Genomic DNA, 24,278 nt, shown 5'->3' on the forward strand with positions numbered 1-24,278 from the left:
CCTGCAGCGCAGTGACCGTGCGGTGCTCGAGCACGGCATCGAAACCGGTGTCATCAAGCGGCTTCCGCACGGTGAGTACATCGAGGTGCACCAGCTGCTGGGGCCAGCCGACTCGCACGGCCACCCGATTTCGCTGGAGTACCAGGGCGCCCCGGTGCCCAAGAAGATGGCCAAGCTGGGCTCCGCGGGCAAGCCCGGCACCGGCTCCTTCCTGCGTCCTGACCCGTCCGAGGAAGCGGTCACGATCGCCCAGATCCACCATGATGCGGAAAAATCACAGCTCGGAGTGCTGCGTGAGTATCAGGCGAAAGGCTTGGCCCAGAGCGATGAAGAGGAAATCGCAGGTACACATGAGAGCTGATCGGTACTCGCGACATAACGTGTATGAAGTTCCTTCACCTGCGCGGTTTGAAAATTATGACTACGGGCTTCTGGTTACAGCAGCAACGGTGTTTGAGAAAGCGGCCGCGCGCCTTGTCTTGCAGATTCTTTACGTTCACGATGTGCGCGCGACCGTAACCCCTGCATTACGCTCTAGGAAGACGTCCGAAGGACGCGAATTCTTCGGCATCCTGGTCTTTCCCGAAGATGCCTACCGTGCTTACGAAATATTATGTCGTAATTGTAATTGAGCGGTAAGGTGACCCGGTGAACGGTCCTTTCGTTGCTCGTCGGGGCGGTTTCGTGCTGGTCAGCCTGACTGCAGGAAGTCGAGGGCGGTGATCAGGAGGCCGGCGTGGGGGCCTGCCGGGACAGGTGGAGGCGGGTGCGCGGGGCATAGCGGGCGATGCGGGCGGGTAGTGGGAAGAGTTGCAGGCGAAGGGTTTTCGGTTCCCAGTGGCGGGCGAGTGGTCGCCCAAGGCGATGGTCTGTAGCCAGGCGGTCAGATCCAGTGCGAGGGCGACGATTGTCAGCCAGATTCGGTGGGCATCGAAGTTGCGGAAGGGCAAGTTGCGCAGGCAGGTGTCCTTCGCGGCACGGATGCGGTCTTGGCGGCGGGCGCGGCGGCGGTGCCGTAATTCCAGGTCCGGGAGCCGATCACGGCCGGTATTGATGACGAACGCGGTCAGCCGCAGCCCGTCGACGTCGGTGAACTGCAGCTGTGCGCCCGGGTACGGGTGTTCTTTCCGGACGATCAGCCGCATCCTCTATCCAGGCCAATCCCGGACCTGCCCGTCGGCGTCGTAAGCGGGGCCCAGTCAGTGCGGATGTTCGCCGAGATCAAGGGTGAGCACGAGTCGGAGTGGGCGGCGATGAAAGCGGTTGCCGATCTGCTCGGGGTCGGGACGCCGGAGACGGTCCGCAAATGGGTGAGCTAGGGGGTAGCAGGGCAGGCCTCGAGCGCCGCTGGCCAGGCCTGGCCTCGGACAGAACGAGTGCGGGTGGCCACGACGTCTGGCGGGTGGCCCGCACCCAGCTTCCCGACGTGCGGGAGGGCGCGGTGCGGTCGCTATGGCGAGCGTGCGCTGGTTCGGATCGGCGATCTGGCTATCGGCCCACTCGGTGATGAGTTCGTCCCCATGACCGATCCGCGGCGCGGGCCGGCGCTGAGGCCGGCTACCGGGTCTGGACTCTCACGGGCCAGGGGACGCAATAGGAGTCGCTACGGCCGAATGGCCGAACGATCACTGTGATCGATTCCCTGCGTGCGGTGGCTGCCAAAACCGTTGTGCTGCAAGGCTAGATACGTCGCGCGTTGGATTCGGTAGTACTCTACGCGGTCGCCACCCAGGAAACGGTGACGTAGTTGATTGCGGCGATCTGCCGGGTCCGCCGCCCGGTTCCCGGGGCCGCGGAACTCATCGACACGCGGTGCCGAGCCCATGATTACGACGACCCAGGCAAGCGCCGGTCGTGCCGGGATTCCCGACGCGTTGCCTTTAGAGGATCGTCAGCTGGGCACCGCTGCAGCGAGCTCGATGGTCAGAGCTGTATCGGTCTCGTCGGCGAGTGCGGCCGCCCGAAGCTTCGAGAGTCGTTCGGCTGCATCTGGGTGCCCGGTTAGTTTGTGGGCAGCGTGCATGAGTTTTCCGAAACTGTCGGTGCCGTTTTCGAAGGTGGCGCCGTAGCCCTTGAGCACACATTGGCATTCGAGGATCTCGCGAGCGAGGTCGGCATCGAGTGGGGCGGCGGTCGATGCTGCTTTCAGCCATTCGCCGATGGCATGCTGTTCGCGCTGATAGCGCAATGATCGTGGGCGCAGAGGGCGAAGTCGGGCTGTTATCGACAGTGCGGTGTAGCCGGTGATGGAGCTGGTATTGACAGTCATGCCTCGACGGGTGAATTTTCGGACCAGACGCTGGAATGTGCTGGAGCGGCGCAGGACCGAGCCGACTCGAGCCGGCATGGTGTCGGTGATCTCGTCGATCTGTGGGTGGAGGTACTCGCGGACCTGAATCAGCTGGTCCGGTTCGGCACGCGCCTCGGAGCGGATACGATCCATGCGGTGTCGCCGGATTTTTTGCAGCGCAACCTGAATAGTGTCCTGATAGCACATCCACAGTGCGACGTGCCGGGCCGCTTCGATGGTGAGCAGTGCGCCGCCCTCGGCATCGGGATCTACTGCCGCGATTTCCCTCACGCGACTCAGATATAGCCGGGAGTACGAAGTGTTCTGATACACCGCGGTGCGGACCAGGCCGTGCAGGATCATGGACCGCGCCGCAGGCGGGAGATCTCTGACGGATTCCGCGAGCTTCCGCAGTTTGGGGCCGACGAGCTCTCCCGGGTCGATGGCGGCTATTTCGGTGCGGCGCTCTTCTTCTCGTGCCTTGCGCTCGTCGGCGGTAAGCGGCCGGGGAATGAGGGTCAATTCCACTGGCTGTGAAGTTTGTGGTGGGATCGGGGGTTCGGTGACTGTCGGTGCGGCGGCAGCGCTGAAGCCGTCGGCGAACGCACGCAGGGACTGTTCGATCCCTTTGCCGAAGCCGCGAATCGGCTCTTCGAATTGTTCTCGGGTGAACGGTAATACGCCGGATCCGGCCACGGCGCCGAACAGCGCCGCACTGATCACGCTGCGGTGGTGCTCGGCTACTGCCATGAAATCGGACGCTATCAATCGCTTCGATCCGCGCCGGGCCGCGTCCAGAAGCGTCGCGCTGTCGACCCGACCGTCGCCGAGAGCCATCTTCTCGTCGATCGAATACACCCTGTGTGTGGAGGTGAACAGGGTGGTTCGATCCGGTGTTGTGAAACCACGTTGGACGGCGCGGGCTGCTTCCATCAGCTCGGAGGCGATCACGATGTCCACTTCGCCGGGGGTGGGGAACACGCTCAGCACAGGTTCGTTGCGTCCGGTTCCGGTGGTGTGGCCGGTTCGGGAGGGTGGGAACAGTTCAACGTAGTACACGGTGGATCCGGTGCGCTGGGCGACACCGGGTACAGACGTGGTCTGGGCGAAGTAGTCGGCTGACTCGGCGACTTCCACGATCCAGTCGGAGAGTACGCCCCCGCCTTCGCCGCCCATGGCCAGGATCGCGAGTGTTATGGGGCGCTGCCCTGTGTACCAACCTGTCATGGTGTTACCTCGAATCCGGCGGCGCGGCGCTCTATTCCGCGCGCGAGCATGTTGATCCACCAGTTGCGCAGCCGGGCCAGCATGTGATCGCGCCGGGTGGGGTTGTAGACAACGTCCGTTCGGTAGAAGGACGGGCACAACACGGCCGCATGCGCGTTGGCGCCGCACACTCCGCATCCGACGCAGCTGTCGAGCACGGTCGCGATTGGATCGGTGCGCATGGGGTCGGGGTTGTCGGTGATGGTCAGCGACGGGCAGCCGGAGATGCGGATGCAGGCGTGGTCGCCGGTGCAGGTCTCCGGGTCGACGCCGAAACGTTCGCGGACCACCCGCTTGCCGGCCTGCAAGGCCTGTGCCCGCTGCGGCTTCTCACGTCGTTGCCGGTTGAGCTGGCATTCGCTTTGCATGACAAGGACTTTCGGCCCTGTCTCATCGGTGGTGAGCGCATCGACGAAGGTGTCGCGCACGGTGGTGACGTCGTAGGTGTTGTCTATTGTCTTGGCCCAGTTGACACCGATGCCGCGGACGGCCCTCTCGATGGGATGTTTCGTGGAGCGGGTCGGCAGGTCGGCGTGCGAGGAGAGCACGTCCTGACCTCCGGTGGCGGCCGCATAGTCGTTGTCGACGACTACCAGTAGCTGGTCGTTCTTGTTGAAGACCGCGTTGCCGACGCCGCTGCTCAGCCCGTTGTGCCAGAAGCCCCCGTCGCCCATCATCGCGATGGTTCGGCGGTCGGAGCCCTTCGAGTTCAGCGCCGCCGCAGCCGCCGAACCGAGGCCATAGCCCATGGTTGTCGCCCCCAGATCGAACGGCGCGTTTATCGAAAACAAGTGACAGCCGATGTCGGCACTGATGTGATGTTCGCCCGTTTCGCGTTCGGCGAGTTTCAATCCGCTGAAGATAGGTCGCTCTGGACATCCGGTGCACAGCCCGGGCGGACGGGGCCGCACACTGTGCGGCTCGACGCGGACCGCGAACGGGCTGGCCGGGTCATCGGCCGAGCGCAGGAGCGCGGGTTCGGCAGTGATCACCTCGGGCAGATAGCTGCTGAGGAAGGCGTGCACTCCACGCGTGACGACCAGCGAGGTGTACTCGCCCGCCATGGTCAGCATGTCCTTGCCGTGCAGTTCGGTGGGTATGCCAGCACGGCGCAGGACGGCATTGATGTTCTGCTCGATGAAGTCCGGCTGGCCTTCTTCGATCAGCAGCACCGAGCGCTTGCCAGTGCAGAATTCGATGACTTCTTCGTCGATCACCGGGTAGGCAACGTTCATTACGTACAGCGGTACCCGAGTGTTGCCGAACGCATCCGAGCAGCCGAGCAGTTCCATCGACCGGTTGAGGGTGTTGTACAGCCCTCCTTGAACGATGATCCCGACGTCGGCAAGGTCATCGCCGAACACCTCATTGAGCCCGTGGTCGCGGATGTGCTTCACCGCGGCAGGCCATCGGTTTTCGATCTTTTCCTTCTCATGTTGAAAGTTGGCTGGCGGCAGCACGATTCGACTCACGTCGCGAGTGGGCTGCTGGGTCGCTTCGGTGACCGTCATCGGAGGCCGCTTGTTGTCTTCGGCCTCGAATGCTCCATGCAGGTGACAAGAGCGCAGCCGCAGCAGCAAGAACACAGGGGTGTTGCTCGCCTCCGACAATTCGAAGCCGGATTTGACCGCGTCCACGATCGCGGTGATGTTCGGCCGCGGATCCAACAGCCACATCTGCGATTTCATTGCGAACGCGTGTGAACGCTCCTGCATGATGCTGGAGCCCTCGCCGTAGTCCTCGCCGAGAATGATGAGTGCTCCGCCGATGACGCCGCCGCTGGCCAGATTCGCCAGGGCGTCGGCAGCAACGTTGGTGCCCACGGTTGACTTCCATGTGACCGCGCCACGTAGCGGATAGTGCACCGATGCGGCCAGCATCGCCGCCGCGGTAGCTTCCGAGGCGCTGTTTTCGAAATAGACGCCGAGCTCGTCGAGTACGTCTTTGGAATCGCCGAGCACGTCCATGAGATGGGAGATCGGTGCACCCTGGTAGCCGCCGACGTAGGCGACGCCGGCCTGCAGCAGCGCCTTCGTGACTGCCAGGATGCCCTCCACATGCAGGGTCGTACCGGAGCCCTGCCGCAGTTTGCCGACCTCGTTCGTAAAAGACCGTTCCGCCATGGTTTTCCCTCCCTTATCCGGCGTCGCGTTCGACGAGTGCGAGCACCCGCGCCGGGCTGCCGGACCCGCCGACGATCGGCAGCGGGGACACGATCAGCAGGGCGCCGGTGGCGGGCAGCCGGGCGAGGTTGCGCAGACTGGTCAGGCCCCATTTGTTGGCGCCCAGCAGCTGGCTGTGGCACGGGAAGGGCGGTTCGAACCCAGCGGCTGCGCCGGCGTCGGTGCCGACGGTTTCCACGCCGAGTCCGGTCAGTGCAGACCCTTCGGCCAGCCACTTGGCGCAAGCGGCGGAAACGCCAGGTGTGCGCCCGTCATTGGTGAACGCGGCGGCATCCTCACCTCGGGATTCCCATCCGGTGCGATACAGTAGCCAGCCGCCCGCCGGGAGCGGTCCGTGCTCTTTCTCCCAGCGGCGGATGTGATCGATTTCCAACAGGAATTCCGGGTCGGCCGCGACCTCAGCGGTCATGTCGATCATTGCAACGGGCGCGAACAATGTGCGCATCGGGGCTTGTGAGACATCGTGTCCGTCACGGCCGCTCAACCAGTGCACCGGTGCGTCGAGATGGGTGCCCGTGTGCTCGCCGGTGTGGATGTTGTTCCAGTACCAGGCGGGCCCGCGGTCGTCGTAGCGGCTGATCTCCTCGAGCCGGAACGGGACGGTGTTGGCCAGCGGTGGCGGCAGCTGCAGGATCGGGGTGGACTCCTGCAACGGAGTAGTGAGATCGATGATGTCGACAGCGCCGGAGCGGGTCGCTTCGATGACGGTCTTGAGCAGTGACATCGTGGCTCCTGGGGTGAGGTAACTGGTTTCGAAGTCTGGTGCGGGCTGGTCGGGCCGAGCTATCCGCTGAATGCGGCGGTTGTCCGGCTGGTGCAGTCCACCGGCGGCGCTCTTCAACGTGCGCGGAACAGTCTGCGCAGCTTGCGATTTCGTGTGAGGGTTCGCGCTACGAGGTGTCCCGATCCGCCGCTCAAGCCGGGACCGGGATGCGTGGATGCGCCGATCTGCCACAATCCGGACACAGGTGTCGCGTGCCGTCCGGCGGAGGGCAGGGGGCGCCACAGGTAACTTTGGTCCAATTCGCACGAACCCCCGTAGGGATCGCCCGTGACGGCATTCGGGTTGTGTGCGGCCAAATCTGCCGGGGTAATGACGTCGACCGCGAGCACTTTCCGGGGAAGGTCGGGGGCGTGGGTGGCGATTCGCGCCAATACACGATCGGCGAAACTCCGTGCCAGCGCCGGAGTCCAGCCATCAGTTGTATCCAGCGCTCCGGCCGCATCGCCTACCGGTGCGAATGGGACTTCCTGCAGTTGCAGCCAGAGTGCGGCGGTACCATCCGGCACCCTGCTGGGGTCGAGCAGGTACTGCTGGCCGACGACGACGGTCGGTCGGCGGGGGAGCAGCCCGGCTTCGGCCTCGGCGCAGGCGATTCCGGTGCTGTCGGATCCATCGGAGACGTGAATCAACGGAATGTCCCGCAATCGGGTGTCGGCCCAGTCCAGCTGCGCCGACAAAGCGACATGGACTTGCATTTCCGCGCGGCCGTAGCGGAAGGTCGCAGCCTCGGCCCGGATGGTGGATGACACTGCCTCAGGTGGTAATAGCTTGTCGTACAAGGCGGTTGGCGTCACCGAAGCGAGCACCGCGCGGCGGGCGTATGTGGCGTGGCCATTGGCGACGACCCCGACTGCTCGGCCGTGGTCCACCAGGATCCGCTCCACGGAGGTGGAAGTTCGCACCTCGACGCCCAGGGAATGCAGCAGCGACTTGAACGCTGTCAGCAGTCCGGCGGATCCGCCGGCAACCACCGGCAATCCGGCCCCGTGCAGGGTGGCCGCGAGCAACGGCATCATCAGTCCGCCTGAAGCATGATCCGGAGAGAGACCGGCGTGCAGCAGCCACGGTGCATAGAGGTGATCGACCTCGTGGCCGCGAAACGCGCGGCGCGCGAATGCACGACCGCTGGTGAGTGCCATCCGCAGCCAGTCTTCAGTGCCGCGTCGCCCACCGCGGATCAGACCGGCCAGCGGTCGGAGGGCGGATGGCGAGCGTAGTTCGGCATCCATCAGTCCGCCGATCGGTGCCGCACTCGCCGCAAGCTGGGCCAGCATCGCGAGATATGCGGTTCGGTCTTCGGGGTCAGCGAACTCCATGACGGTGCGTTCCGGATCGCGGTGTGCGATGGTGGCGCGGCCGTCATCGGCAACGCTGGCGGTCACCCATTCTTCGGTGTTGCGGAATTCGAGTCCGTGTTCATGCAGGTAGGGTCCGAGGCTCGCATAGGCGGCGCCGGAGACGAACAATGGATGCCAGGACGAGTAGGTGTCGTGCCGGTAGCCGGGAAGAGTGCGTTCTTCGGTGGCGATGAATCCGCCGATCTCCGCATTACGCTCCAGCAACTGCACCGACCAGCCGGCCAGTGCCAACTCGGCCGCGGCCACCAGGCCGTTGACCCCTGAGCCGACGACAATCGCGTCGGCTTCGGTTGTGATGTCGGTCATAGGACGCACGGTATGGTTGCGGCACTTGCTCGGCTATACGCTGCGCGCGGCATCTGTCCGGATCGTGCTGTCCAACGGCTCGGGCCGATGGTGCGACCCGAGCCGAATCTCACGCCTGCCGGTATCCAACCAGGATGGAATCGTCGACATCGGGCAGGTTGACGACGATATTGTCCGGAGTGCGGCAGGTGAGCCAGACCAGCTTCTCGGTGGTGCTCATGTTCACCTCCACGTGCGGCATGAACGGTGGCACGAATACGAAATCGCCTTCACTCATATCGACGTACTCCTCATAGTTCTCCCCGTAGTAGATGCGTGCCTTCCCGGTGAGGACATAGCCGCCGGTCTCGGCTTCGCCGTGGTGATGGGGCAAGGAACGGTAGCCGGGTTCGTTGGTCACCTTGCCGTACCAGATCTTGGTCGCCGGGGTGTGCTGCGGGCTCACGCCCGAGACGCGTACCGCGCCACCGGACTGTGCCGTCTCGGTGTACTCCGCTCCGGCTCTGGTGACAATCGGAGCGACCTGGATGGTGGAGTCGCTGGTCATCATGATTCCTTTCCGTCCCGCTGGGCGGGCTCGATATCATTGGGGGACAAAGTGATTCGATTGCGTAGCAGGCCGATGCCCTCGATTTCGGTCTCTACGACATCGCCGGCACGCAGGTAGCGCGGCGGGTCTGCCGCGATGCCGACACCCCCCGGGGTGCCGGTCAATACGACGTCTCCGGGACGCAGCACGGTGAACGCGGAGATGTACGACAGCAGGGTCGCCGGGTCGAAGACAAGGTCGTCGGTCACCCCGGTCTGCTCCTCGGCGCCGTTGACTCGGCAGACGATGCGGAGGCCATCGGTGGGGTCGGCCTCGTCGGGCGTCACCAGATCAGGACCCAGTGGAGTGGTGGCGTCGAATGCCTTGCCTTGCAACCACTGCGAAGTTCGCCGCTGCCAGTCGCGCACCGAGAAGTCATTCGCGACGGTGTATCCGGCTATGGCTGCCCGCGCCGTGTCGCGATCGGCCCGGCGCAGAGTGGCGCCCACGACGATCGCGAGTTCGGCCTCCCAGTCGAACAGCACCGCCTCGGCCGGGCCGGGCAGGACGATGTCGGCGTCCCAGGCTGTGAGAGTGTCGGCGAATTTTGCGAAGAGCGTGGGGAATTCGGGGGCGGATCGACCCATCTCGGCGATGTGGGCGCGGTAATTGTGCCCGCAGCACACGATCTTGGTCGGCGCTGTCACTACCGGCGCCGCCCGCCCGGGCGGCGGCTGCTCGCCCGGCAGCGGTCGGACCGAGCGCCAGTTCTGGTTTGAGAGCAGTGCGCCGACGTCGGTGGCCGTCGTCGCGTACCACTGTCCGTCGGCGCGGACTTCGGCGCGACTGCCGTGGTCGTCGCAGAGAACTGTTCGCAAACGCATCGCTGGAGACTCCAGGAATTCAGCCGGGTTGCCCGGGCGGCTTCGAACGCGAGGAGCGGCAGCTCGTGTATAGCGTTCTATTGACGACGATGAATCTAACACCATATTGTGGTTCGGGCCACCCCCACTTCGAATAGGCTCGCCGCCCGGTGGGTCTCCGCGAGAAAGAGGCGATCATGCTCGTCGACCACATCAATCCGCCCGAGCTGGCGAAACCCTCCGGGTTCTCCCACGCCACGCGGTATCGCGACATCGTTCATCTGGCGGGCCAGACGGCCCTGACACCCGAGGGGACGATCGTCGACGGCGGGATCGTCGCCCAGTTCCGGCAGGCGCTGGCCAATGTGATCGCGGCGCTCGAGGCTGCGGGTGGAAAGCCGCAGAATCTGCTGTCGGTGACCATCTATCTGCTGGACATTCCCGGCTATCAGGCAAACGCCAAGGAAATCGGCCAGCTCTGGCGCGAGTTGGTTGGCGAGGCGTACCCGGCGATGGCCGGCATCGGTGTCACCGCGCTCTGGCAACCCGAGGCGCTCGTGGAGATTCAGGCCGTAGCCGCGCTGGGCTCCGAACAGGCGTGATGTCACCGGCTCGGTGCAGCCTCCGAACATGGCGCGACATCGACGGCGGTTAGCTAAAAGCAATGAGAATGTATTGGCCTCACCAGTTCGAAAGGGCCGAGCATGATGCTCACACCCTCCGCGCACAAAGACACCTTCTGCCGGGACAATCTCCCGCCCGAAGCCGACTGGCCCGATCTGGTCTTCGACCTGGCGGGGTTGCGCTACCCCGATCGACTCAACTGCGCGAGCGCCTTGCTCGATGCGACGGTAGCGGTCCATGGCCGGGCCAGGCCCTGCCTGCACTCCGAGTCCGAAACTTGGACCTACGGCGATCTTCTCGACCGTGCGAACCAGATTGCGCATGTGCTGGCCGAAGACTACGGCCTGGTTCCCGGAAACCGTGTGCTGTTGCGCGCTCCCAATACCCCGTGGCTGGTTGCCTGCTGGTTCGGTGTCGTCAAGGCGGGTGGGGTGGTGGTGACCACCATGCCTCTGCTGCGTGCTCCCGAGCTGACCAAGCTGATCGAGCTGACCCGCCCGGCGCTAGCTTTATGTGATCACCGACTGCTCGACGAACTGTCCGCGGCCGACACGGCCTTGCGTATCGCCTCGGTCGGCGGGCCAGGTGACGATGACCTGATCCGCAGGGCAGCAGCGAAACCGGTCGCCTACACCGATGTGCGGACCAGTGCCGACGACGTGGTGCTGCTTGCGCCGACCTCGGGTACGACCGGAATGCCGAAGGTCGCCATGCACTTCCACCGCGACGTGCTGGCCATTGCCGACACCTTCTCCGCACAAGTGCTGCGACCGCACGGCGCTGATGTCTTCATCGGGACACCGCCTTTGGCATTCACTTTCGGCCTCGGTGGGCTGGTGATGTTCCCGCTATCCGTCGGAGCGTCGGTCGTGCTGTTGGAGAAGCCCGATCCGGATGCGCTCGTAGCCGCGATCGAGAAGTTTTCGGTGACAGTGCTTTTCACTGCGCCGACCGCGTACAAGTCTTTGATCAAGCGCGACGATCCGGAGCGCCTGAAATCCCTGCGCCGGTGCGTTTCGGCCGGCGAACATCTGACCGAAGCCGTTTTCGGGCGGTTTCACGAACGGACCGGGCTGAAGATCATCAATGGCCTCGGTGGCACCGAGCTCCTCCACGTCTTCATCTCGGCGGCTGACGACGACATCCGCCCCGGCTCCACCGGTAGGGTCGTGCCCGGATTTCGTGCCGAGATCCAGGACGACGACGGCAATCCGGTACCGGATGGCACTCCCGGCCGGCTGGCGGTGCAGGGACCAACCGGGTGCCGGTATCTGGCCGATCCCCGTCAGCGCCAGTGTGTGCGCAATGGCTGGAATCTGACCGGCGACACCTACACTCGCGATGCCGACGGCTACTTCTGGTACCACGCCCGCAGCGACGACATGATCGTCTCGGCCGGGTACAACATCGGTGCACCGGAGGTCGAGGCGGTCCTCGACCAGCACCCGGATGTGGTTGAGAGTGCTGTGATCGGGGTTCCCGATGAGGACCGCGGCATGATCGTACACGCGGCGGTGGTGCTCCGGCCGGGCGTCGCGGGCGACGCGGCGAAGGCTCGGGAGCTCCAGGACTTCGCCAAAAGCACTGCGGCACCGTACAAGTACCCGCGCAGTATCGAATTCGTCGACAGTCTGCCCCGCAATCCCAGCGGCAAGCTACAGCGGTTCAAGGTGCGCGAGAACTGGGGGACGCGATGACCGACATCGTGATCGAGCGCGTTGTGGACTGGCAGGACACCGATGCGGCTGGGCACTACCACCACAGTACGGTCGTGCGCTGGGTGGAGGCGGCCGAAGCTGCACTGCTCGACCGAATCGGGCTGCGCTGGCTGTTCGGCCGTATTCCGCGAGTGCGATACGAGGTCGACTACCTGGAGCGCCTCTGGTTCGGCGATACCGCGTCGATCAGCCTGTCGGTGGGCAAAGTCGGCCGATCCTCGCTCCGGTACGACTTCATCATCACCAGGATCCCCGCGGTGACGCAGCCGTCACTGCCGGAACCGTCGACGATCGCGGCCCGTGGCGCCCTGACAGCCGCCCATGTGCCCAGCACCGACAGGGGCTCGCTGCCATGGCCCGACAACATTGCCGCGGCCTTGCGCGGCGCCCCGCTGCCCGAATTCGGCTCGGTCGAGTCCAACGGGCAGCCAACTGAATTCGAACCGACTTCGACCCGAAGAGTGTGAGGCTTGCATGCGTATCGCCGTGATCGGCGGAGGGCCCGCGGGGCTGTACTTCTCCGCCTTGATGAAACAACTCGAACCTACCCACGACATCACCATCTGGGAGCGCAATGCTCCCGACGACACCTTCGGTTTCGGTGTGGTTTTCTCCGACGAGACCCTCGGTGGCATCGAGCATGCCGACGAGGAGATCTATCGTGCGATGAGCGAGCAATTCGCCCGCTGGAGCGACATCGATATCCACTACCGTGGTGAGGTCCGCACCTCCGGCGGCCAGGGGTTCGCGGCGATGAGCCGCAAGGAGTTGCTGCATATCTTGCAGCGGCGATGCGCTGATCTGGGTGTCACCATCCATTTCCGCACGCTCGCTCCGGATGTGGAGGAGTTGTCCGCCACCCATGATCTGGTGCTTGCGGCCGATGGTCTCAGCTCCGTGGTGCGGACCCGTTTCGCGGATGTGTTCGGCCCGGATCTGGATCGGCGGCACAACAAGTACATGTGGCTGGGCACCGACCGGGTGTTCGAGGCATTCGAGTTCTTCATCAAGCACACGCCGTACGGGATCATGCAGGTACACGGCTATCCGCTCAGTGCCGAGCAGAGCACATTCATCGTGGAGATGCACGAATCCGTGTGGCGGAAAGCCGGTTTCGACGTGTTCGCCGACCGCGCATTTTTGCCCGGCGAGAACGACGAGAAGTCCATTGCGCTACTGGCGGAGATCCTGGCCGACGAGTTGGACGGCCACGGTCTGCAGGCCAACAACTCGCGGTGGATCGACTTCACCACGGTCCGCAACCGGACGTGGCGGCACGGCAATGTCGTGCTGATGGGCGATGCCGCGCATACCGCGCACTTCTCCATCGGCTCGGGCACGAAACTGGCCATGGAAGATGCCCTCGCGCTCGCCGCCTGTCTGCACGAAAACGACTCCGTTGCAACCGGTCTGGAAAAGTACGAGCAGGAGCGACGACCGGTCGTGGAGTCCATTCAACGGGCAGCCCAGGCCAGCCTGGAGTGGTTCGAAGCCATCGGCAACTACACCGATCAAGCGCCGGATCAGTTCGCCTTCAATCTCCTCACGCGCAGTCGCCGCATCACCTACGACAACCTGCGGCTGCGTGATAACGGATTCGTGAATCGGATCGACGGGTGGTACCTCTCGATCCAGGACGACACCCCGCGGAACGCGGCAGTGATCGGCGACGAAACTCGTCCGCCCATGTTCTATCCTCTGCGGCTCAAGGGAATCGAGCTACCCAACCGGATCATCGTCTCGCCGATGGACATGTACTCCGCCGTCGACGGTGTGCCCACCGATTTCCACCTGGTGCATCTGGGCAGCAAGGCGCTCGGCGGTGCTGGGCTGGTAATGACCGAGATGGTGTGTGTGTCGCCGGAGGGGCGCATCACGCCCGGTTGCGCGGGGCTGTACACCAGCGAACAAGAGCGGGCGTGGGCCCGGGTCGTAGACTTCGTGCACGCCAATTCCCGCTCGAAGATTGGTGTGCAACTGGGGCATTCCGGCCGCAAGGGCGCCACCAAGGTCATGTGGGAGGGCATCGACGACCCGCTGGACACCGGCGGCTGGGACACCGTCGCCCCGTCGGCCATCCCGTACGGACCCGACAGCCGCACCCCGCGCGAGATCACGTGCGAGGAGATGGACGAGATCACCGAACAGTTCGCTCGGTCGGGCCAGGCCGCCGCCCGCGCCGGATTCGATCTGCTCGAACTGCACTGCGCGCATGGATATCTGCTGTCTTCTTTCCTCTCCGCGCTGGCCAATCAGCGCACCGATGATTTCGGCGGCTCACTCGAGAACCGTTTACGCTTCCCGCTGCGCGTCTTCGATGCGATCCGAGCGGTGTGGCCCGCGGATCGGCCACTGTCGGTGCGCATTTCGGCCACCGACTGGGCCGAGGGGGGCAACACCGTCGACGACGCTGTCGAGATCGCTCGTGCATTCGCCGAACACGGAGCCGATGTGCTGCATGTGTCCTCTGGCCAGGTGGTCAAGCATGAGAAGCCTGCGTTCGGGCGCAGTTATCAGACGCCGTTCGCGGACCGGATCCGGCAAGAGGTCGGCGTGCCCCACGGCATCTCGGTGGTGGCGGTCGGTGCCATCTCCTCCTACGACGATGTCAATTCGGTCCTGCTCGCCGGGCGTGCCGACCTGGTGGCGATCGGCCGCGCTCATCTGTGGGATCCGCAGTGGACACTGCACGCCGCGGTGGACCAGCAGTATGTCGGCGAGGCGGCGGAATGGCCCGCGCCCTTCCGCGCTGGTAACCGCAAACCGCCTAACGGCCGCACCGACGGCCCGCCCCCGCGTCTCGAGTTGATCCGCGCTGCCGAAGGGGCAACGACCCTCCGGCGACGCTGGCAGCCGCCGGGCGTCGGTGTGAGTCGCTGAGTACTTTCACGCAGGATCTGTTTACGTCCCCCGCCCGGCTACGGGCGGGGGATTTGCATTGTGGTGCAGGCTATTTCCGGACGGTGCGGTCACGTTCCAGTCGAAGCGTCTGCGACGGCGATTCGCCATAGCGATCGCGGTAAAGGATCGAGAAACGGCCCGGGTGCAGGAATCCCCACCGGATCGCGATATCGGTCACCGTGGCGGTTGTCGGATCGGCCTGCAACAGGTCGGTCCGCACGCGCCGCAGTCGTACATCGCGCAGGTATGCCATCGGTGTCGTGTCGTAATAGCGGCGGAAACCGTCCTGGAGCGTGCGTGTGCTCACGCCGATTGCCTCGGCAATGTCGTCGATGGTGAGGGGTTCATGGGCGTGGGCTTCGATCAGGTCTGCGGCCTGTGCGATGGGCCGGGCCACGGTCGGTTGTGGTCGCCGGTCGAGCTCGTCGCGGTAGTTGTTCGGCTGGCCGAGCAGCAATTGGCTGACGAGGAGCCCTTCGAATTCCCGGACAGGTATGGATTCCGGGATCTCGGCCGAGCCGACGGCATCGGTCAACACCTTGAACAGCCCGCTCCAGGTGCGGCCGGCCGGGGTCGTGAGATCCATCCGCGGGGTGAACGTGAGGGGCGTGGTCGGTTCCCTTCCGATCTTCTTGCGCAGCACGTCGTGAACCGATGCGCGATCCAAGCGCAGCAGCAGCTGCCGATTCGCCCCTTCCCACGACATCGATACTCGCGGTCCGGGTTCGAGTACCGAGGCCACTTCCGGTGTGGAGGTGAAACTTTCGGCTCCAACGGTGATCGTGGCGCGACCGACGAGCGGGACCTGGACGAGGTAGAAGTCGTCGAGGTCGCGTGGGTCGATGCGAACATCGGTGCCGTACTCCAGGTAGTACACGCCCACGCTGTTCCAGCGCAGGCCGTTGAAGTGTGCGTCGAGTCCGCTCCCGCGGCTCAGTGGTGATAGCCGGTGGTCGCAGAAGGCCTGGCCGACGGTGTCGCGTACGACGTCAGGGTCGCTGGAGGCCGCTAGGCGGTATCGGCTGAGCGGGCGCTCGTCGTCGTTCATGCTTCCTCCAGGCGACACGCGCGCATATCGTCCTATTGACCATCGTCATGATTGCGCGTTACCAGTTTGTTCCACTCCGGCGTCATGCGTGTCAAGAACCGACGGATCGACGCTGTGCGGACAAGCTCCGCGTTTGCGGGATAGCCGACGGTCCAGCCGCTCCTTACCGTGACTCGGGTCACATTAGCGTGTGTAGTTCGGAGGGCGGCATGTCAACCCCAATCTCACTGTCCACGAAGACGGCGATCGTCACAGGTGGCGCCACCCTGTTCGGGACTGGCGTCGTCGCCGAGCTCGTCGCCGCGGGCGCGCAGGTGGTGGTAGCCGATATCGACGAGGTGGGCGGCGCGGCGGTTGCCGAGAAGTTCGACCGGGCCGCGTTCGTCCGGACCGACATCACCAGCGATGAGTCCATCCGACGTTGCGTCAGTACGACGGTCGAAAGGTTCGGATCGCTCGATGTCCTGGTCAATCTGGCCTGCTCGTACGGAGACGATGGCGCCGACACCGACCGGGCAACCTGGTTGCGGACCCTGGACGTCAACTTGGTCAGCGCGGTGCTGTTCGCTGCCAACGCCCGCCCCCATCTGGCGCGGAGCCGTGGAGCCATCGTCAACCTGAGCTCGATTTCGGCGAAGGTCGCGCAGGCCGGTCGGTGGGTATACCCAGCAAGCAAGGCCGCAATCGCCCAGGTCACCCGCAGCATGGCGTTGGATTACGCCGCTGACGGTATCCGGGTGAATTCGGTGAGCCCGGGCTGGACCTGGTCGAAAATCATGGATGAGCTTTCCGCCGGCGACCGCGCGCACACCGACTCCGTCGCGGCGCCCTTCCACTTGCTCGCCCGCACCGGCGACCCATCCGAGGTGGGGCGTGTGATCGCCTTTCTCGCCTCCGAAGCGGCGTCGTTCGTCACCGGCGCCGACTGGCCCGTCGACGGCGGCTACTCCGCTCTCGGCCCGGAGCAGACCGTGAGTGCCATCCCACAACTCGCCGCCGAGAGCGCTCCGGCGCACTGACCCGAACCCGAAAACCAAAGGAACACAATGCGTACCATCACCATCATCGGTGCCGGTCAGTCCGGCCTGCAGCTCGGCATGGGTCTGCTGGATGCCGGATACGACGTCCGGATCGTGTCGAACCGCACCCCCGAAGAGATCTTCACCGGCCAGGTGACCTCCAGCCAGTGCATGTTCGGCAGCTCGCTGGCCAGAGAACATGTACTCGGTCTGGATTTCTGGGCCGAGGGATGTCCGGATGTGGACGGCATCGCGTTCACTGTTCCCGACGACAAAGGGGGTAAGGCGATCTCCTGGGCTTCCCGGCTGGACCTTCCGGCGCAATCTGTCGACCAGCGGGTGAAGATGCCACGCTGGATGGGCGAATTCGAAGGCCGCGGTGGTCACCTCGACATCCATGATGCCACCCTCGACGACCTCGAGAGATATGCGCGCGAGTCCGACCTGGTGCTGCTGGCGGCAGGCAAGGGTGACATTGCCAAGATGTTCGAACGTGACTCGGCCCGTTCGACATTCGATCGACCGCAACGGGCGTTGTCGCTCACATACGTGACCGGCATGGTACCCCGCGAACCGTATTCGGCAGTGTCGTTCAATATGGTTCCCGGAATCGGCGAGTACTTCGTATTCCCGGCGCTGACCACGACCGGCCCGTGCGAGATCATGGTCATCGAGGGTGTGCCCGGCGGTCCGATGGACTGCTTCGGTGGTGTCACCGACCCGCACCAGCACCTCGAGACCGCGAAGAAGATCGTCGAAACCTACCTGCCGTGGGAGGCCGAACGTTGCCGCGACCTCGAGCTCACCGACGACCTGGGCATGCTCGCCGGTCGCTTCCCGCCCACCGTGCGCCGCCCGATCGGGGTGCTTCCTTCGGGTGCTCCCGTGCTCGGCATGGCCGACGTCGTCGTGCTCAACGACCCTGTCACCGGGCAGGGATCCAACAACGCCTCCAAATGCGCCGCCTCCTATCTGGCGAGCATCCTCGAGCACGACGAGCGCCCCTTCGACCGGCAGTTCATGCACGACACGTTCGAAAGGTATTGGGACTACGCGAAGTACGTGGTGACCTGGACCAACGGGCTGCTGGTTCCTCCACCCGAACACGTACTGGCGATGTTGGGCGCGGCCGGAACGAGTCCGCGTATCGCTCGTCGCTTCGCCAACGGTTTCGACGATCCGCGGGACTTCTTCCACTGGTTCATGGACCCCGACAGCGCGCGGTCGTACCTCGACGACCTCGCTCCGGCGGCATGAACGCCCAAGAACCCCACCGTATCGCCATCATCGGGGCAGGACAGGCCGGAGCCTTGCTGGCGTTGGGGCTGCGGCGCCACGGTTGCACGGTAACCCTGATCGGCGACCGCCACCCCGACGAGGTCCGGACCGGTTCGGTGCTGTCGAGTCAATGCCTGTTCGGGTCAGCCTTACGGGTCCTGCGCCGTATCGTCGACGTCGACGAAGATGCCCCCGCTATCGACCGTCTTGCTCTGAGCATCGACGGTGTGGGGGAAGTGGTTTCGGCGTTCGAGACTTCTGCCTACTCGATCGACCAGCGTGTGGTCTGCGCCGCCTTGATCGAGGCGTTCATCGCCGAGGGCGGGAGCTTCCACGTCGAGGACGTCACCGTAGAACGTCTGGATTCCCTTGCGGCACAACATAGTCTGACCATCGTAGCTACCGGTACCGGAGACCTGGGCCGGATGTTCGTCCGCGATCGGGTGCGGTCGCCGTACGACCGCCCGAAGCGGGCACTGGCCGTGGCGTATGTGCGCGGACTGCTGCCCGACGACTCCGGCGCCGACCTCACAATCTCGGTGATGCCGGGGGCAGGGGAAGTGATCACGCTGCCTGCGCTCACCACCTCCGGCCCGTGCTCGATCGTAGTCGTCGAAGCGATCCCGGGCGGACCGATGGATCGCTTCGACAACGTCAAGACACCGGAGGAGCATCTGCAACGGTGCGTGGAGGTCCTCGACGACGCGTTTCCGAAGATCGCGGCCCGAGCCCGCGACATCGAGCTGACCGATGACGGCGGTGTGCTGCGCGGCCGGTTGACGCCCACGGTGCGACGGCCGGTGGCCTTCACCGCGTCCGGACATCCGGTGCTGGGCCTGGCCGACGCGGTGGTGCTCAATGATCCGCTGACCGCGCAGGGCGCGAACAACGCTGTCCATGCGGCAGGTATCTACCTCGATGCGGTATTGCGGCACGGCGCGAAGGTATTCGACACCGAGTGGATGCATGAGGTATTCGAATCCTTCTGGCGCAACTGGGGGCGGTGGTCCGTGGCGTGGACCAACCGCATGCTCACCGAGATCCCCGAGCATGTACTGGATTTCGTGCGGATCGCCGCGGACGAGCCGGCGGTGGCCGGGTTGTTCGCGGCTGGATTCGACGACCCGAGCGCCGTGCACGACTGGTGGTTCGACCGGTCCGATGCCGAGCGCATGCTCGATGTGGTCCGGTCCGAATCGAATGCGGTCGACCTGCGGGCCTTGCGAAATGCCCTCGGGCTATACGCGACTGGTGTCACGGTCGTGACCTCACGCGCACCTGATGGCCGCAAGGTCGGGGTGACGGCCAACTCGTTCACCTCGGTCTCGCTGGATCCACCGCTGGTCGCCTGGTGCCCGGCCAAGAAGGCGCCGAGTCTGCCCGACCTCGTCGCGGCGTCGCATTTCGCCGTGAACGTGCTCGCCGTCGACCAGCACGAGCTCTCGCGGCAGTTCGCCACGCCCGCGCCGGACAAGTTCGCGGGTGTGGCCCACCACGACGGCATCGCGGGAGTTCCTTTGCTGGACAACAGCATCGCCCGCTTCCAGTGCCGGACCGTGCAGAGGGTGGAAGCCGGTGATCATGTCATTTTCATCGGCGAGGTCGAGCAGTTCGACACCTGTAATGGTCAGCCGCTGGTCTTCCACTCCGGGGGTTATCGAATCGCCGCCGATCATCCCGACTTCTCTTGAACGACAAGGGTGCTCGTCCACCGGTCGTCCGGAAGGTAGTGGTTGCGGTCGTGTGGCCACCACCTCGTCCTATAATGTAGATTGTCTGTGACGATCGAAACAATGACTCTATATAAACCGCCGCCGTAGTTCGTACCTGCGGGCTAGGCTCTGAACGGACGGATCGATGCAGACCGAAACCCCGACCACATCCACGATCTTCACTGCGGCGGTAACGCTGACGCCGACCGAGCCGCAGCACTTCGATTTGGCCTTCGACGCCACTACCCAGCCATGTCCATGGCCCAAGGCTTATGGAGGCGATCTGGTGGCTCAGGCCGCGGCGTCGGCGATGCGGTCCGTGACCGATGGCAAGACGCTGCATTCGATGCACAGTTACTTCCTCCGCCCTGCCGATATCGGGGCGGTAGTGCGCTACGAGGTGGAGTTGCTGCGAGATGGGCGTGGCTACAGCACCCGCCAGGTTCGGGGTTATCAGAACGGCAGGCCGGTCTACGTCTGCCTGGCGAACTTCGCTGCTGGTGAATCCGGCGGCACCTTCGCCGGGCGCATTGCGACTCGCGTCCCCGATCCGGACGAGTTGCCCAGCTCCGCGCGATATCTCGCCGACCGTCACGGCGGGACCATGACCGACGAGTCGAAAACCTACTGGTCCGAAGGCCGAAGCTTCGACATGCGCCACGTACCGGGCCCTGTATACCTAACGGTTGAAGGAAAGCGGGCACCGCACCAAGCGGTGTGGGTGAAACCATTCGACCCGCTTCGCCCGGTCGACGGTCTCACCGATGCCCAACGCGACCTCGCCGCCCTCGCCTACGTCTGTGACTACACCATCCTCGAACCTGTCCTGCGAGTGCTCGACCTGCCTTGGGCCCGGCCCGGCCTGGTCACCGCCAGCCTCGACCACGCGATGTGGTTTCACCGCCCCGGCCGGGTCGGCGACTGGCTGCTCTACGTTCAGGAAGCGGTCGCCGCCGACGCCGGGCGTGGCGTCGGAATCGGTCGCTTCTATGACCGCGACCAGCGTCACCTGGCAACTGTCTTGCAGGAGGGAATGATTCGCGCCTCGTGACCCAGGGGACGTATGGTGCAAATATGACGACAGGGCTGGAAGTGGTGCCGAATGTGCGCGGACGCGAAGCTCGCCTCGCTCAGTTGATCATCACCATCTTCGGTCTGTGCGCGCGTGCCGAAGGCAACTGGCTGTCGACGGCGTCGGTTATCGCGCTGATGGCAGATCTGGGGATAGATGCCCAGGCGGTCCGATCCTCCATATCACGGCTCAAGCGGCGCGGCGTACTACTGAGCGAGCAGAACGCCGGTGCGGTCGGATACTCCCTTTCGGAATCGACGCTCGAGGCGTTGGCCGAAGGCGATGTGAGAATCTTCCATCGTGCCAGGGCATCCGAGGAAGACGGTTGGATTCTGGTCGTTTTCTCTGTGCCCGAGTCGGAGCGCGAGAAACGCCACGCGCTCCGATCGAGCCTGACCCGGCTCGGCTTCGGCACCGCAGCACCGGGAGTCTGGGTCGGCCCCGGAACGCTGGCCCGAGAGACCCGTCAGATGTTGGACCGTCGCGAGTTGTCCGGCTACGTCGACATGTTCACCGGCCGCCACCTCGGATTCGGTGACATGCGCGCGAAGGTGCGCCAATGGTGGAATCTGCCAGAGCTCACTCAGCTGTACACAGACTTCCTACAGCGGTATCGGCCCGTCCTCTATCAGGTAACTGCGACGAATATCGCCCCGCAGGAAGCGTTCCAGCTTTACGTCCCGATACTGACCGAATGGCGCCGACTACCGTACCGTGATCCCGGTCTCCCATTGTCACTACTGCCCCCGGCATGGAACGGGGAGGCTGCCGGCACCTTGTTCGACGAACTGAACGAGGCCCTCGCGATACTCGCCCAGAAGCACGCGCTGGCCGTGATTCATGGGCAGCGCGCGAAGAGACGGGTCTCGGCGCGGAAGGAACGCTGAGCCCCAACGCCAGTCGATCCGAATGTTGGGCTGCCGCGTCACAACCGATCTCGACCGGCGTCGACTCCATGCTTGATCCGCTATGGTCGATCGCCGCGCGCACAGCGCCTCTTCGATGCAGGGAGATCCGCGGCCCGTCATCAGTCGACACGCCGGAGATGCTCAGGGCAAGAACAGATTTCGCCCAGTCGGCCAGACTGCCGATGTAGGTGCTGTCGGCCCAGATGAGGCTGATGGTGTTGAACAGTTCCCCGCAGCTGTGCCAGGGCCGGCCGGGCGCAGTCGTGGTCCTGGGTGCTCGCGCCGGTGACCAGCACAACCTGCAGCAGGCCCAAACAGTCGACGATGACGTGGCGTTTGCGGCCTGCCACTTTCTTCTCGGCGTCGAAACCGGCTGTTGCCGCCGACAGTTCCGGCGGCGCAGATCCACTGCGAGTCGAGGACCGCTGCGGTCGGATCGGGTTCGCATCTCACGGCGCGGCGACAGGCCGCGCGCAATCCGGTGTGGATCGCAGTGACTTGCCCGCCGGTCCACCGGTGGGAGAACGCGGCGTAGACGGCTGACGGTGCGACGACAGCAAGCTGTCTACGGATGCCAGGTATTCAGCACTCGCTCCAGCCCATGGCGCAGGGGAGTCAGATCGTCGGGTGCGCGTGTGAATCGATCGAAGATCAGGCCGTCGAGCAGTGCCACGATGATGCGGGCATCATGATCGGGGTCGTCGGAACCGGCTGCAACGGCGATCGGCCTGACCGCACGCCACATCGCGGCAGCGCCACTGCTGACGGCGGCTCGAACCGCAGGATTTCGGGTGCCTTCCAGTAGTACCTCGTACCTTGCGATTTGGTGGATCGGGTCACTTTCGATCCATTCGACGAGAGCTTGCTGAAGCGAGTCGTAGTCCGGCTCAGGTGAACGGCGGGCCAGTACCAGCATCAGCTCGTGCATGAGGTCGGTCAGGCGCTTCTCGTCGAGTTCGGCGAGGCGCTCGACTGCGGCTACCACCAGATCGTTACGGGTACCGAAGTAGTAAGTGACAGCCCCGTGCGGTACGCCGGCGGTCTCCTGCACCGACCGGTGCGTGACCGCTGCGAGGCCCTTCGTGCCGATCACCTGTATTGCGGCATCAAGCAGGCGGGCACGGCGGTCGATGACATCTGAACTCTGTCGCATGAGGTCAGTATCCCATCCACACTTGACAGCCCTAGTAAGTAGGTCTACAACTGTAGCAAGAACTGCTAAGAGTGTAGTAAAGCAGGCTGGGCGCTAAAGGAGTATTGGTGGCGATACCACAGAGGATCTTGATTGTCGGTGGCGGGATTGCTGGATTGACGTTTGCTGCCGCTTTGAAGCGGCACGGCGCTTCGGCTGATGTGGTCGACCTCGCGCCCGAATGGCGCCCAGTCGGTTCTGGAATTGCGATCGGATTCAACGGAATTCTGGCGTTGAACTCCATTGGATTGGGGAGTGCGGTCCAGGAGCGTGGGGTTTCGCTCAACAGTGTGACTGTCCTGGACTCGGATGGCAACCGCATGAACGGATTCCGGTTCAGCTCCGTGGCGGATGTCTACGGAACGTCAACAACCGGGATACATCGCGGGGCTCTGCATGACGTCCTCGCCGGCTCGCTCGAGAATAGTCCGCGGCTCGGGATTACTGTGACCGCATTGAGGGAGCTCACCAAGAGTGTGGTCGCAGAATTTAGCGACGGGACCAGCGCGGAGTACGACCTCGTCGTCGGGGCAGATGGGCGAAATTCAAAGGTCAGGAAACTGGTCTTTGGAGAGGTTGAGCGCCAATATGTCGGATACTGCGCGATTCGAGTAGTTATCCCGCGACCGCAGGGGTTCGAAGGTATGTGCGAACTCTGGGGTAGTGGTCGGAGAATGGGGATACTTCCAATTGGTGAAGATCTGCTGTATTCGTACTCTACTTTTCTTTCCGCTCGAGGCGCTGTGCGGGATCCGTCCGAGAATATGAATCTTCTGCGTGAGCTGTTCAGCGATTTCAAGGGACCGGCCAGGTATATCGTGGATTCGAATCCGGATGAGGATGCGATCCATTACGGCGATATCGAACAGGTAATCCTACCCGGGTGGATCTCGAGGCGAGTAGTTCTGATCGGAGACGCGGCGCACGCCATGTCCCCGGACCTCGGGCAGGGTGGTTCTATGGCAATCGAGGATGCGATCACACTGGCTCGAATCCTGGTCGACTCGACTGAAATTGCGGACGCGTTGCATCGCTTCCAAGCCAGCAGGTACAAGCGAGTCCGGGACGTGCAGCGTAAATCTCGTCAGTATGGATGGATGGTTCACAGGCGCACTGCGCCCGCTCTTGCTGTGCGTCGACGTGTTGTCGAGAGGTTTGAATCGGATCGCCTCGCGCGCACCACGGTTGCCAGCTTGATAAATCCAGTAGCCTGAACACCATTAGGAA

19 protein-coding genes and 3 pseudogenes are annotated in these 24,278 nt (G+C 64.2%); 12 read left to right on the forward strand and 10 right to left on the reverse strand.

The genetic code is table 11. The features are described 5' to 3' along the window. A pseudogene (locus ACFXIV_RS44070) lies at positions 1 to 361 on the forward strand (cytochrome b); the annotation flags it as partial. Between the two features lie 362 nt (positions 362 to 723). Here the strand turns inward: ACFXIV_RS44070 and ACFXIV_RS44075 are convergent. Then, positions 724 to 1,193 (reverse strand): annotated as a pseudogene (locus ACFXIV_RS44075) (transposase); the annotation flags it as partial. A gap of 437 nt (positions 1,194 to 1,630) precedes the next feature. Here ACFXIV_RS44075 and ACFXIV_RS44080 point away from each other — a divergent pair. After that, positions 1,631 to 1,846, forward strand: a pseudogene (locus tag ACFXIV_RS44080) (IS5/IS1182 family transposase); the annotation flags it as partial. A 45-nt stretch (positions 1,847 to 1,891) separates the two neighbouring features. Here ACFXIV_RS44080 and ACFXIV_RS44085 read toward each other — a convergent pair. From ACFXIV_RS44085 to ACFXIV_RS44110, 6 genes are all read right to left on the reverse strand, one after another. Then, on the reverse strand, positions 1,892 to 3,517 hold the full coding sequence (locus ACFXIV_RS44085; RefSeq protein WP_379403390.1) for an indolepyruvate oxidoreductase subunit beta family protein: 1,626 nt from the start codon (positions 3,515 to 3,517) through the stop codon (positions 1,892 to 1,894). After that, positions 3,514 to 5,679, reverse strand: coding sequence for a thiamine pyrophosphate-dependent enzyme (locus tag ACFXIV_RS44090; protein ID WP_379403389.1), 2,166 nt, complete (start codon positions 5,677 to 5,679; stop codon positions 3,514 to 3,516). The genes ACFXIV_RS44085 and ACFXIV_RS44090 overlap by 4 nt, the downstream gene beginning before the upstream one ends. A gap of 13 nt (positions 5,680 to 5,692) precedes the next feature. Beyond that, on the reverse strand, positions 5,693 to 6,463 hold the full coding sequence (locus tag ACFXIV_RS44095; protein ID WP_379403388.1) for a cyclase family protein: 771 nt from the start codon (positions 6,461 to 6,463) through the stop codon (positions 5,693 to 5,695). 113 nt (positions 6,464 to 6,576) lie between these two features. Further along, on the reverse strand, positions 6,577 to 8,187 hold the full coding sequence (locus tag ACFXIV_RS44100) for a phytoene desaturase family protein (protein ID WP_379403387.1): 1,611 nt from the start codon (positions 8,185 to 8,187) through the stop codon (positions 6,577 to 6,579). Positions 8,188 to 8,296: 109 nt separating this feature from the next. Further along, positions 8,297 to 8,734, reverse strand: coding sequence for a cupin domain-containing protein (locus ACFXIV_RS44105; RefSeq protein ID WP_379390111.1), 438 nt, complete (start codon positions 8,732 to 8,734; stop codon positions 8,297 to 8,299). Continuing rightward, a complete protein-coding gene (locus tag ACFXIV_RS44110) occupies positions 8,734 to 9,600 on the reverse strand; it encodes a fumarylacetoacetate hydrolase family protein (RefSeq protein WP_379403386.1) in 867 nt (288 codons plus the stop codon). The genes ACFXIV_RS44105 and ACFXIV_RS44110 overlap by 1 nt, the downstream gene beginning before the upstream one ends. 176 nt (positions 9,601 to 9,776) lie before the next feature. Between ACFXIV_RS44110 and ACFXIV_RS44115 the strand changes: the two genes are divergently transcribed. From ACFXIV_RS44115 to ACFXIV_RS44130, 4 genes are all read left to right on the forward strand, one after another. Beyond that, positions 9,777 to 10,181 (forward strand): RidA family protein, encoded by a 405-nt coding sequence (locus tag ACFXIV_RS44115; protein WP_379403385.1) that lies wholly within the window; start codon positions 9,777 to 9,779, stop codon positions 10,179 to 10,181. A gap of 102 nt (positions 10,182 to 10,283) precedes the next feature. Continuing rightward, positions 10,284 to 11,900, forward strand: coding sequence for an AMP-binding protein (locus tag ACFXIV_RS44120; protein WP_379403384.1), 1,617 nt, complete (start codon positions 10,284 to 10,286; stop codon positions 11,898 to 11,900). Continuing rightward, positions 11,897 to 12,388 (forward strand): acyl-CoA thioesterase, encoded by a 492-nt coding sequence (locus tag ACFXIV_RS44125; protein ID WP_379403383.1) that lies wholly within the window; start codon positions 11,897 to 11,899, stop codon positions 12,386 to 12,388. The genes ACFXIV_RS44120 and ACFXIV_RS44125 overlap by 4 nt, the downstream gene beginning before the upstream one ends. A gap of 7 nt (positions 12,389 to 12,395) precedes the next feature. Continuing rightward, a complete protein-coding gene (locus ACFXIV_RS44130) occupies positions 12,396 to 14,801 on the forward strand; it encodes a bifunctional salicylyl-CoA 5-hydroxylase/oxidoreductase (RefSeq protein WP_379403382.1) in 2,406 nt (801 codons plus the stop codon). A gap of 70 nt (positions 14,802 to 14,871) precedes the next feature. Here ACFXIV_RS44130 and ACFXIV_RS44135 read toward each other — a convergent pair whose 3' ends face one another. Next, positions 14,872 to 15,870, reverse strand: a complete 999-nt coding sequence (locus tag ACFXIV_RS44135; RefSeq protein WP_379403381.1) for an AraC family transcriptional regulator — start codon at positions 15,868 to 15,870, stop codon at positions 14,872 to 14,874. A 209-nt stretch (positions 15,871 to 16,079) separates the two neighbouring features. On the opposite strand from ACFXIV_RS44135, the gene ACFXIV_RS44140 reads away from it, so the two are divergent. From ACFXIV_RS44140 to ACFXIV_RS44160, 5 genes are all read left to right on the forward strand, one after another. Further along, complete coding sequence (locus ACFXIV_RS44140; protein ID WP_379403380.1) at positions 16,080 to 16,889, forward strand: SDR family oxidoreductase; 810 nt, start codon at positions 16,080 to 16,082, stop codon at positions 16,887 to 16,889. 27 nt (positions 16,890 to 16,916) lie between these two features. After that, positions 16,917 to 18,146, forward strand: a complete 1,230-nt coding sequence (locus ACFXIV_RS44145; protein ID WP_379403379.1) for a styrene monooxygenase/indole monooxygenase family protein — start codon at positions 16,917 to 16,919, stop codon at positions 18,144 to 18,146. After that, a complete protein-coding gene (locus ACFXIV_RS44150; RefSeq protein ID WP_379403378.1) occupies positions 18,143 to 19,858 on the forward strand; it encodes a flavin reductase in 1,716 nt (571 codons plus the stop codon). Before ACFXIV_RS44145 ends, ACFXIV_RS44150 begins: the two co-directional genes overlap by 4 nt. 247 nt (positions 19,859 to 20,105) lie before the next feature. Beyond that, positions 20,106 to 20,930, forward strand: a complete 825-nt coding sequence (locus ACFXIV_RS44155; protein WP_379421452.1) for an acyl-CoA thioesterase — start codon at positions 20,106 to 20,108, stop codon at positions 20,928 to 20,930. 23 nt (positions 20,931 to 20,953) lie between these two features. Then, complete coding sequence (locus tag ACFXIV_RS44160) at positions 20,954 to 21,838, forward strand: PaaX family transcriptional regulator C-terminal domain-containing protein (RefSeq protein WP_379403376.1); 885 nt, start codon at positions 20,954 to 20,956, stop codon at positions 21,836 to 21,838. Positions 21,839 to 21,978: 140 nt separating this feature from the next. Here the strand turns inward: ACFXIV_RS44160 and ACFXIV_RS44165 are convergent, their stop codons facing one another. Then, the gene (locus ACFXIV_RS44165) at positions 21,979 to 22,296 is read right to left on the reverse strand and encodes a transposase (protein ID WP_379421456.1); all 318 of its coding nucleotides are present in this window, start codon (positions 22,294 to 22,296) and stop codon (positions 21,979 to 21,981) included. Positions 22,297 to 22,424: 128 nt separating this feature from the next. After that, positions 22,425 to 23,012 (reverse strand): TetR/AcrR family transcriptional regulator, encoded by a 588-nt coding sequence (locus ACFXIV_RS44170; protein WP_379403375.1) that lies wholly within the window; start codon positions 23,010 to 23,012, stop codon positions 22,425 to 22,427. A 107-nt stretch (positions 23,013 to 23,119) separates the two neighbouring features. Between ACFXIV_RS44170 and ACFXIV_RS44175 the strand changes: the two genes are divergently transcribed. Next, on the forward strand, positions 23,120 to 24,265 hold the full coding sequence (locus tag ACFXIV_RS44175; protein ID WP_379403374.1) for an FAD-dependent monooxygenase: 1,146 nt from the start codon (positions 23,120 to 23,122) through the stop codon (positions 24,263 to 24,265). The last annotated feature ends 13 nt before the right edge of the window (positions 24,266 to 24,278 follow it).

Source organism: Nocardia sp. NPDC059236, from assembly GCF_042754085.1.
In the GTDB taxonomy this organism is placed as follows: Bacteria; Actinomycetota; Actinomycetes; order Mycobacteriales; family Mycobacteriaceae; genus Nocardia.

Bases quoted from the DNA above. Each gene is read 5' to 3' on its own strand.
- ACFXIV_RS44100 (WP_379403387.1), bottom strand. From the start codon at position 8,187: ATGACCGACATCACAACCGAAGCCGACGCGATTGTCGTCGGCTCAGGG.
- ACFXIV_RS44115 (WP_379403385.1), top strand. From the start codon at position 9,777: ATGCTCGTCGACCACATCAATCCGCCCGAGCTGGCGAAACCCTCCGGG.
- ACFXIV_RS44145 (WP_379403379.1), top strand. From the start codon at position 16,917: ATGCGTACCATCACCATCATCGGTGCCGGTCAGTCCGGCCTGCAGCTC.
- ACFXIV_RS44160 (WP_379403376.1), top strand. From the start codon at position 20,954: ATGACGACAGGGCTGGAAGTGGTGCCGAATGTGCGCGGACGCGAAGCT.
- ACFXIV_RS44090 (WP_379403389.1), bottom strand. From the start codon at position 5,679: ATGGCGGAACGGTCTTTTACGAACGAGGTCGGCAAACTGCGGCAGGGC.
- ACFXIV_RS44095 (WP_379403388.1), bottom strand. From the start codon at position 6,463: ATGTCACTGCTCAAGACCGTCATCGAAGCGACCCGCTCCGGCGCTGTC.
- ACFXIV_RS44140 (WP_379403380.1), top strand. From the start codon at position 16,080: ATGTCAACCCCAATCTCACTGTCCACGAAGACGGCGATCGTCACAGGT.
- ACFXIV_RS44120 (WP_379403384.1), top strand. From the start codon at position 10,284: ATGATGCTCACACCCTCCGCGCACAAAGACACCTTCTGCCGGGACAAT.
- ACFXIV_RS44135 (WP_379403381.1), bottom strand. From the start codon at position 15,870: ATGAACGACGACGAGCGCCCGCTCAGCCGATACCGCCTAGCGGCCTCC.
- ACFXIV_RS44130 (WP_379403382.1), top strand. From the start codon at position 12,396: ATGCGTATCGCCGTGATCGGCGGAGGGCCCGCGGGGCTGTACTTCTCC.
- ACFXIV_RS44085 (WP_379403390.1), bottom strand. From the start codon at position 3,517: ATGACAGGTTGGTACACAGGGCAGCGCCCCATAACACTCGCGATCCTG.
- ACFXIV_RS44150 (WP_379403378.1), top strand. From the start codon at position 18,143: ATGAACGCCCAAGAACCCCACCGTATCGCCATCATCGGGGCAGGACAG.
- ACFXIV_RS44170 (WP_379403375.1), bottom strand. From the start codon at position 23,012: ATGCGACAGAGTTCAGATGTCATCGACCGCCGTGCCCGCCTGCTTGAT.
- ACFXIV_RS44110 (WP_379403386.1), bottom strand. From the start codon at position 9,600: ATGCGTTTGCGAACAGTTCTCTGCGACGACCACGGCAGTCGCGCCGAA.
- ACFXIV_RS44125 (WP_379403383.1), top strand. From the start codon at position 11,897: ATGACCGACATCGTGATCGAGCGCGTTGTGGACTGGCAGGACACCGAT.
- ACFXIV_RS44105 (WP_379390111.1), bottom strand. From the start codon at position 8,734: ATGACCAGCGACTCCACCATCCAGGTCGCTCCGATTGTCACCAGAGCC.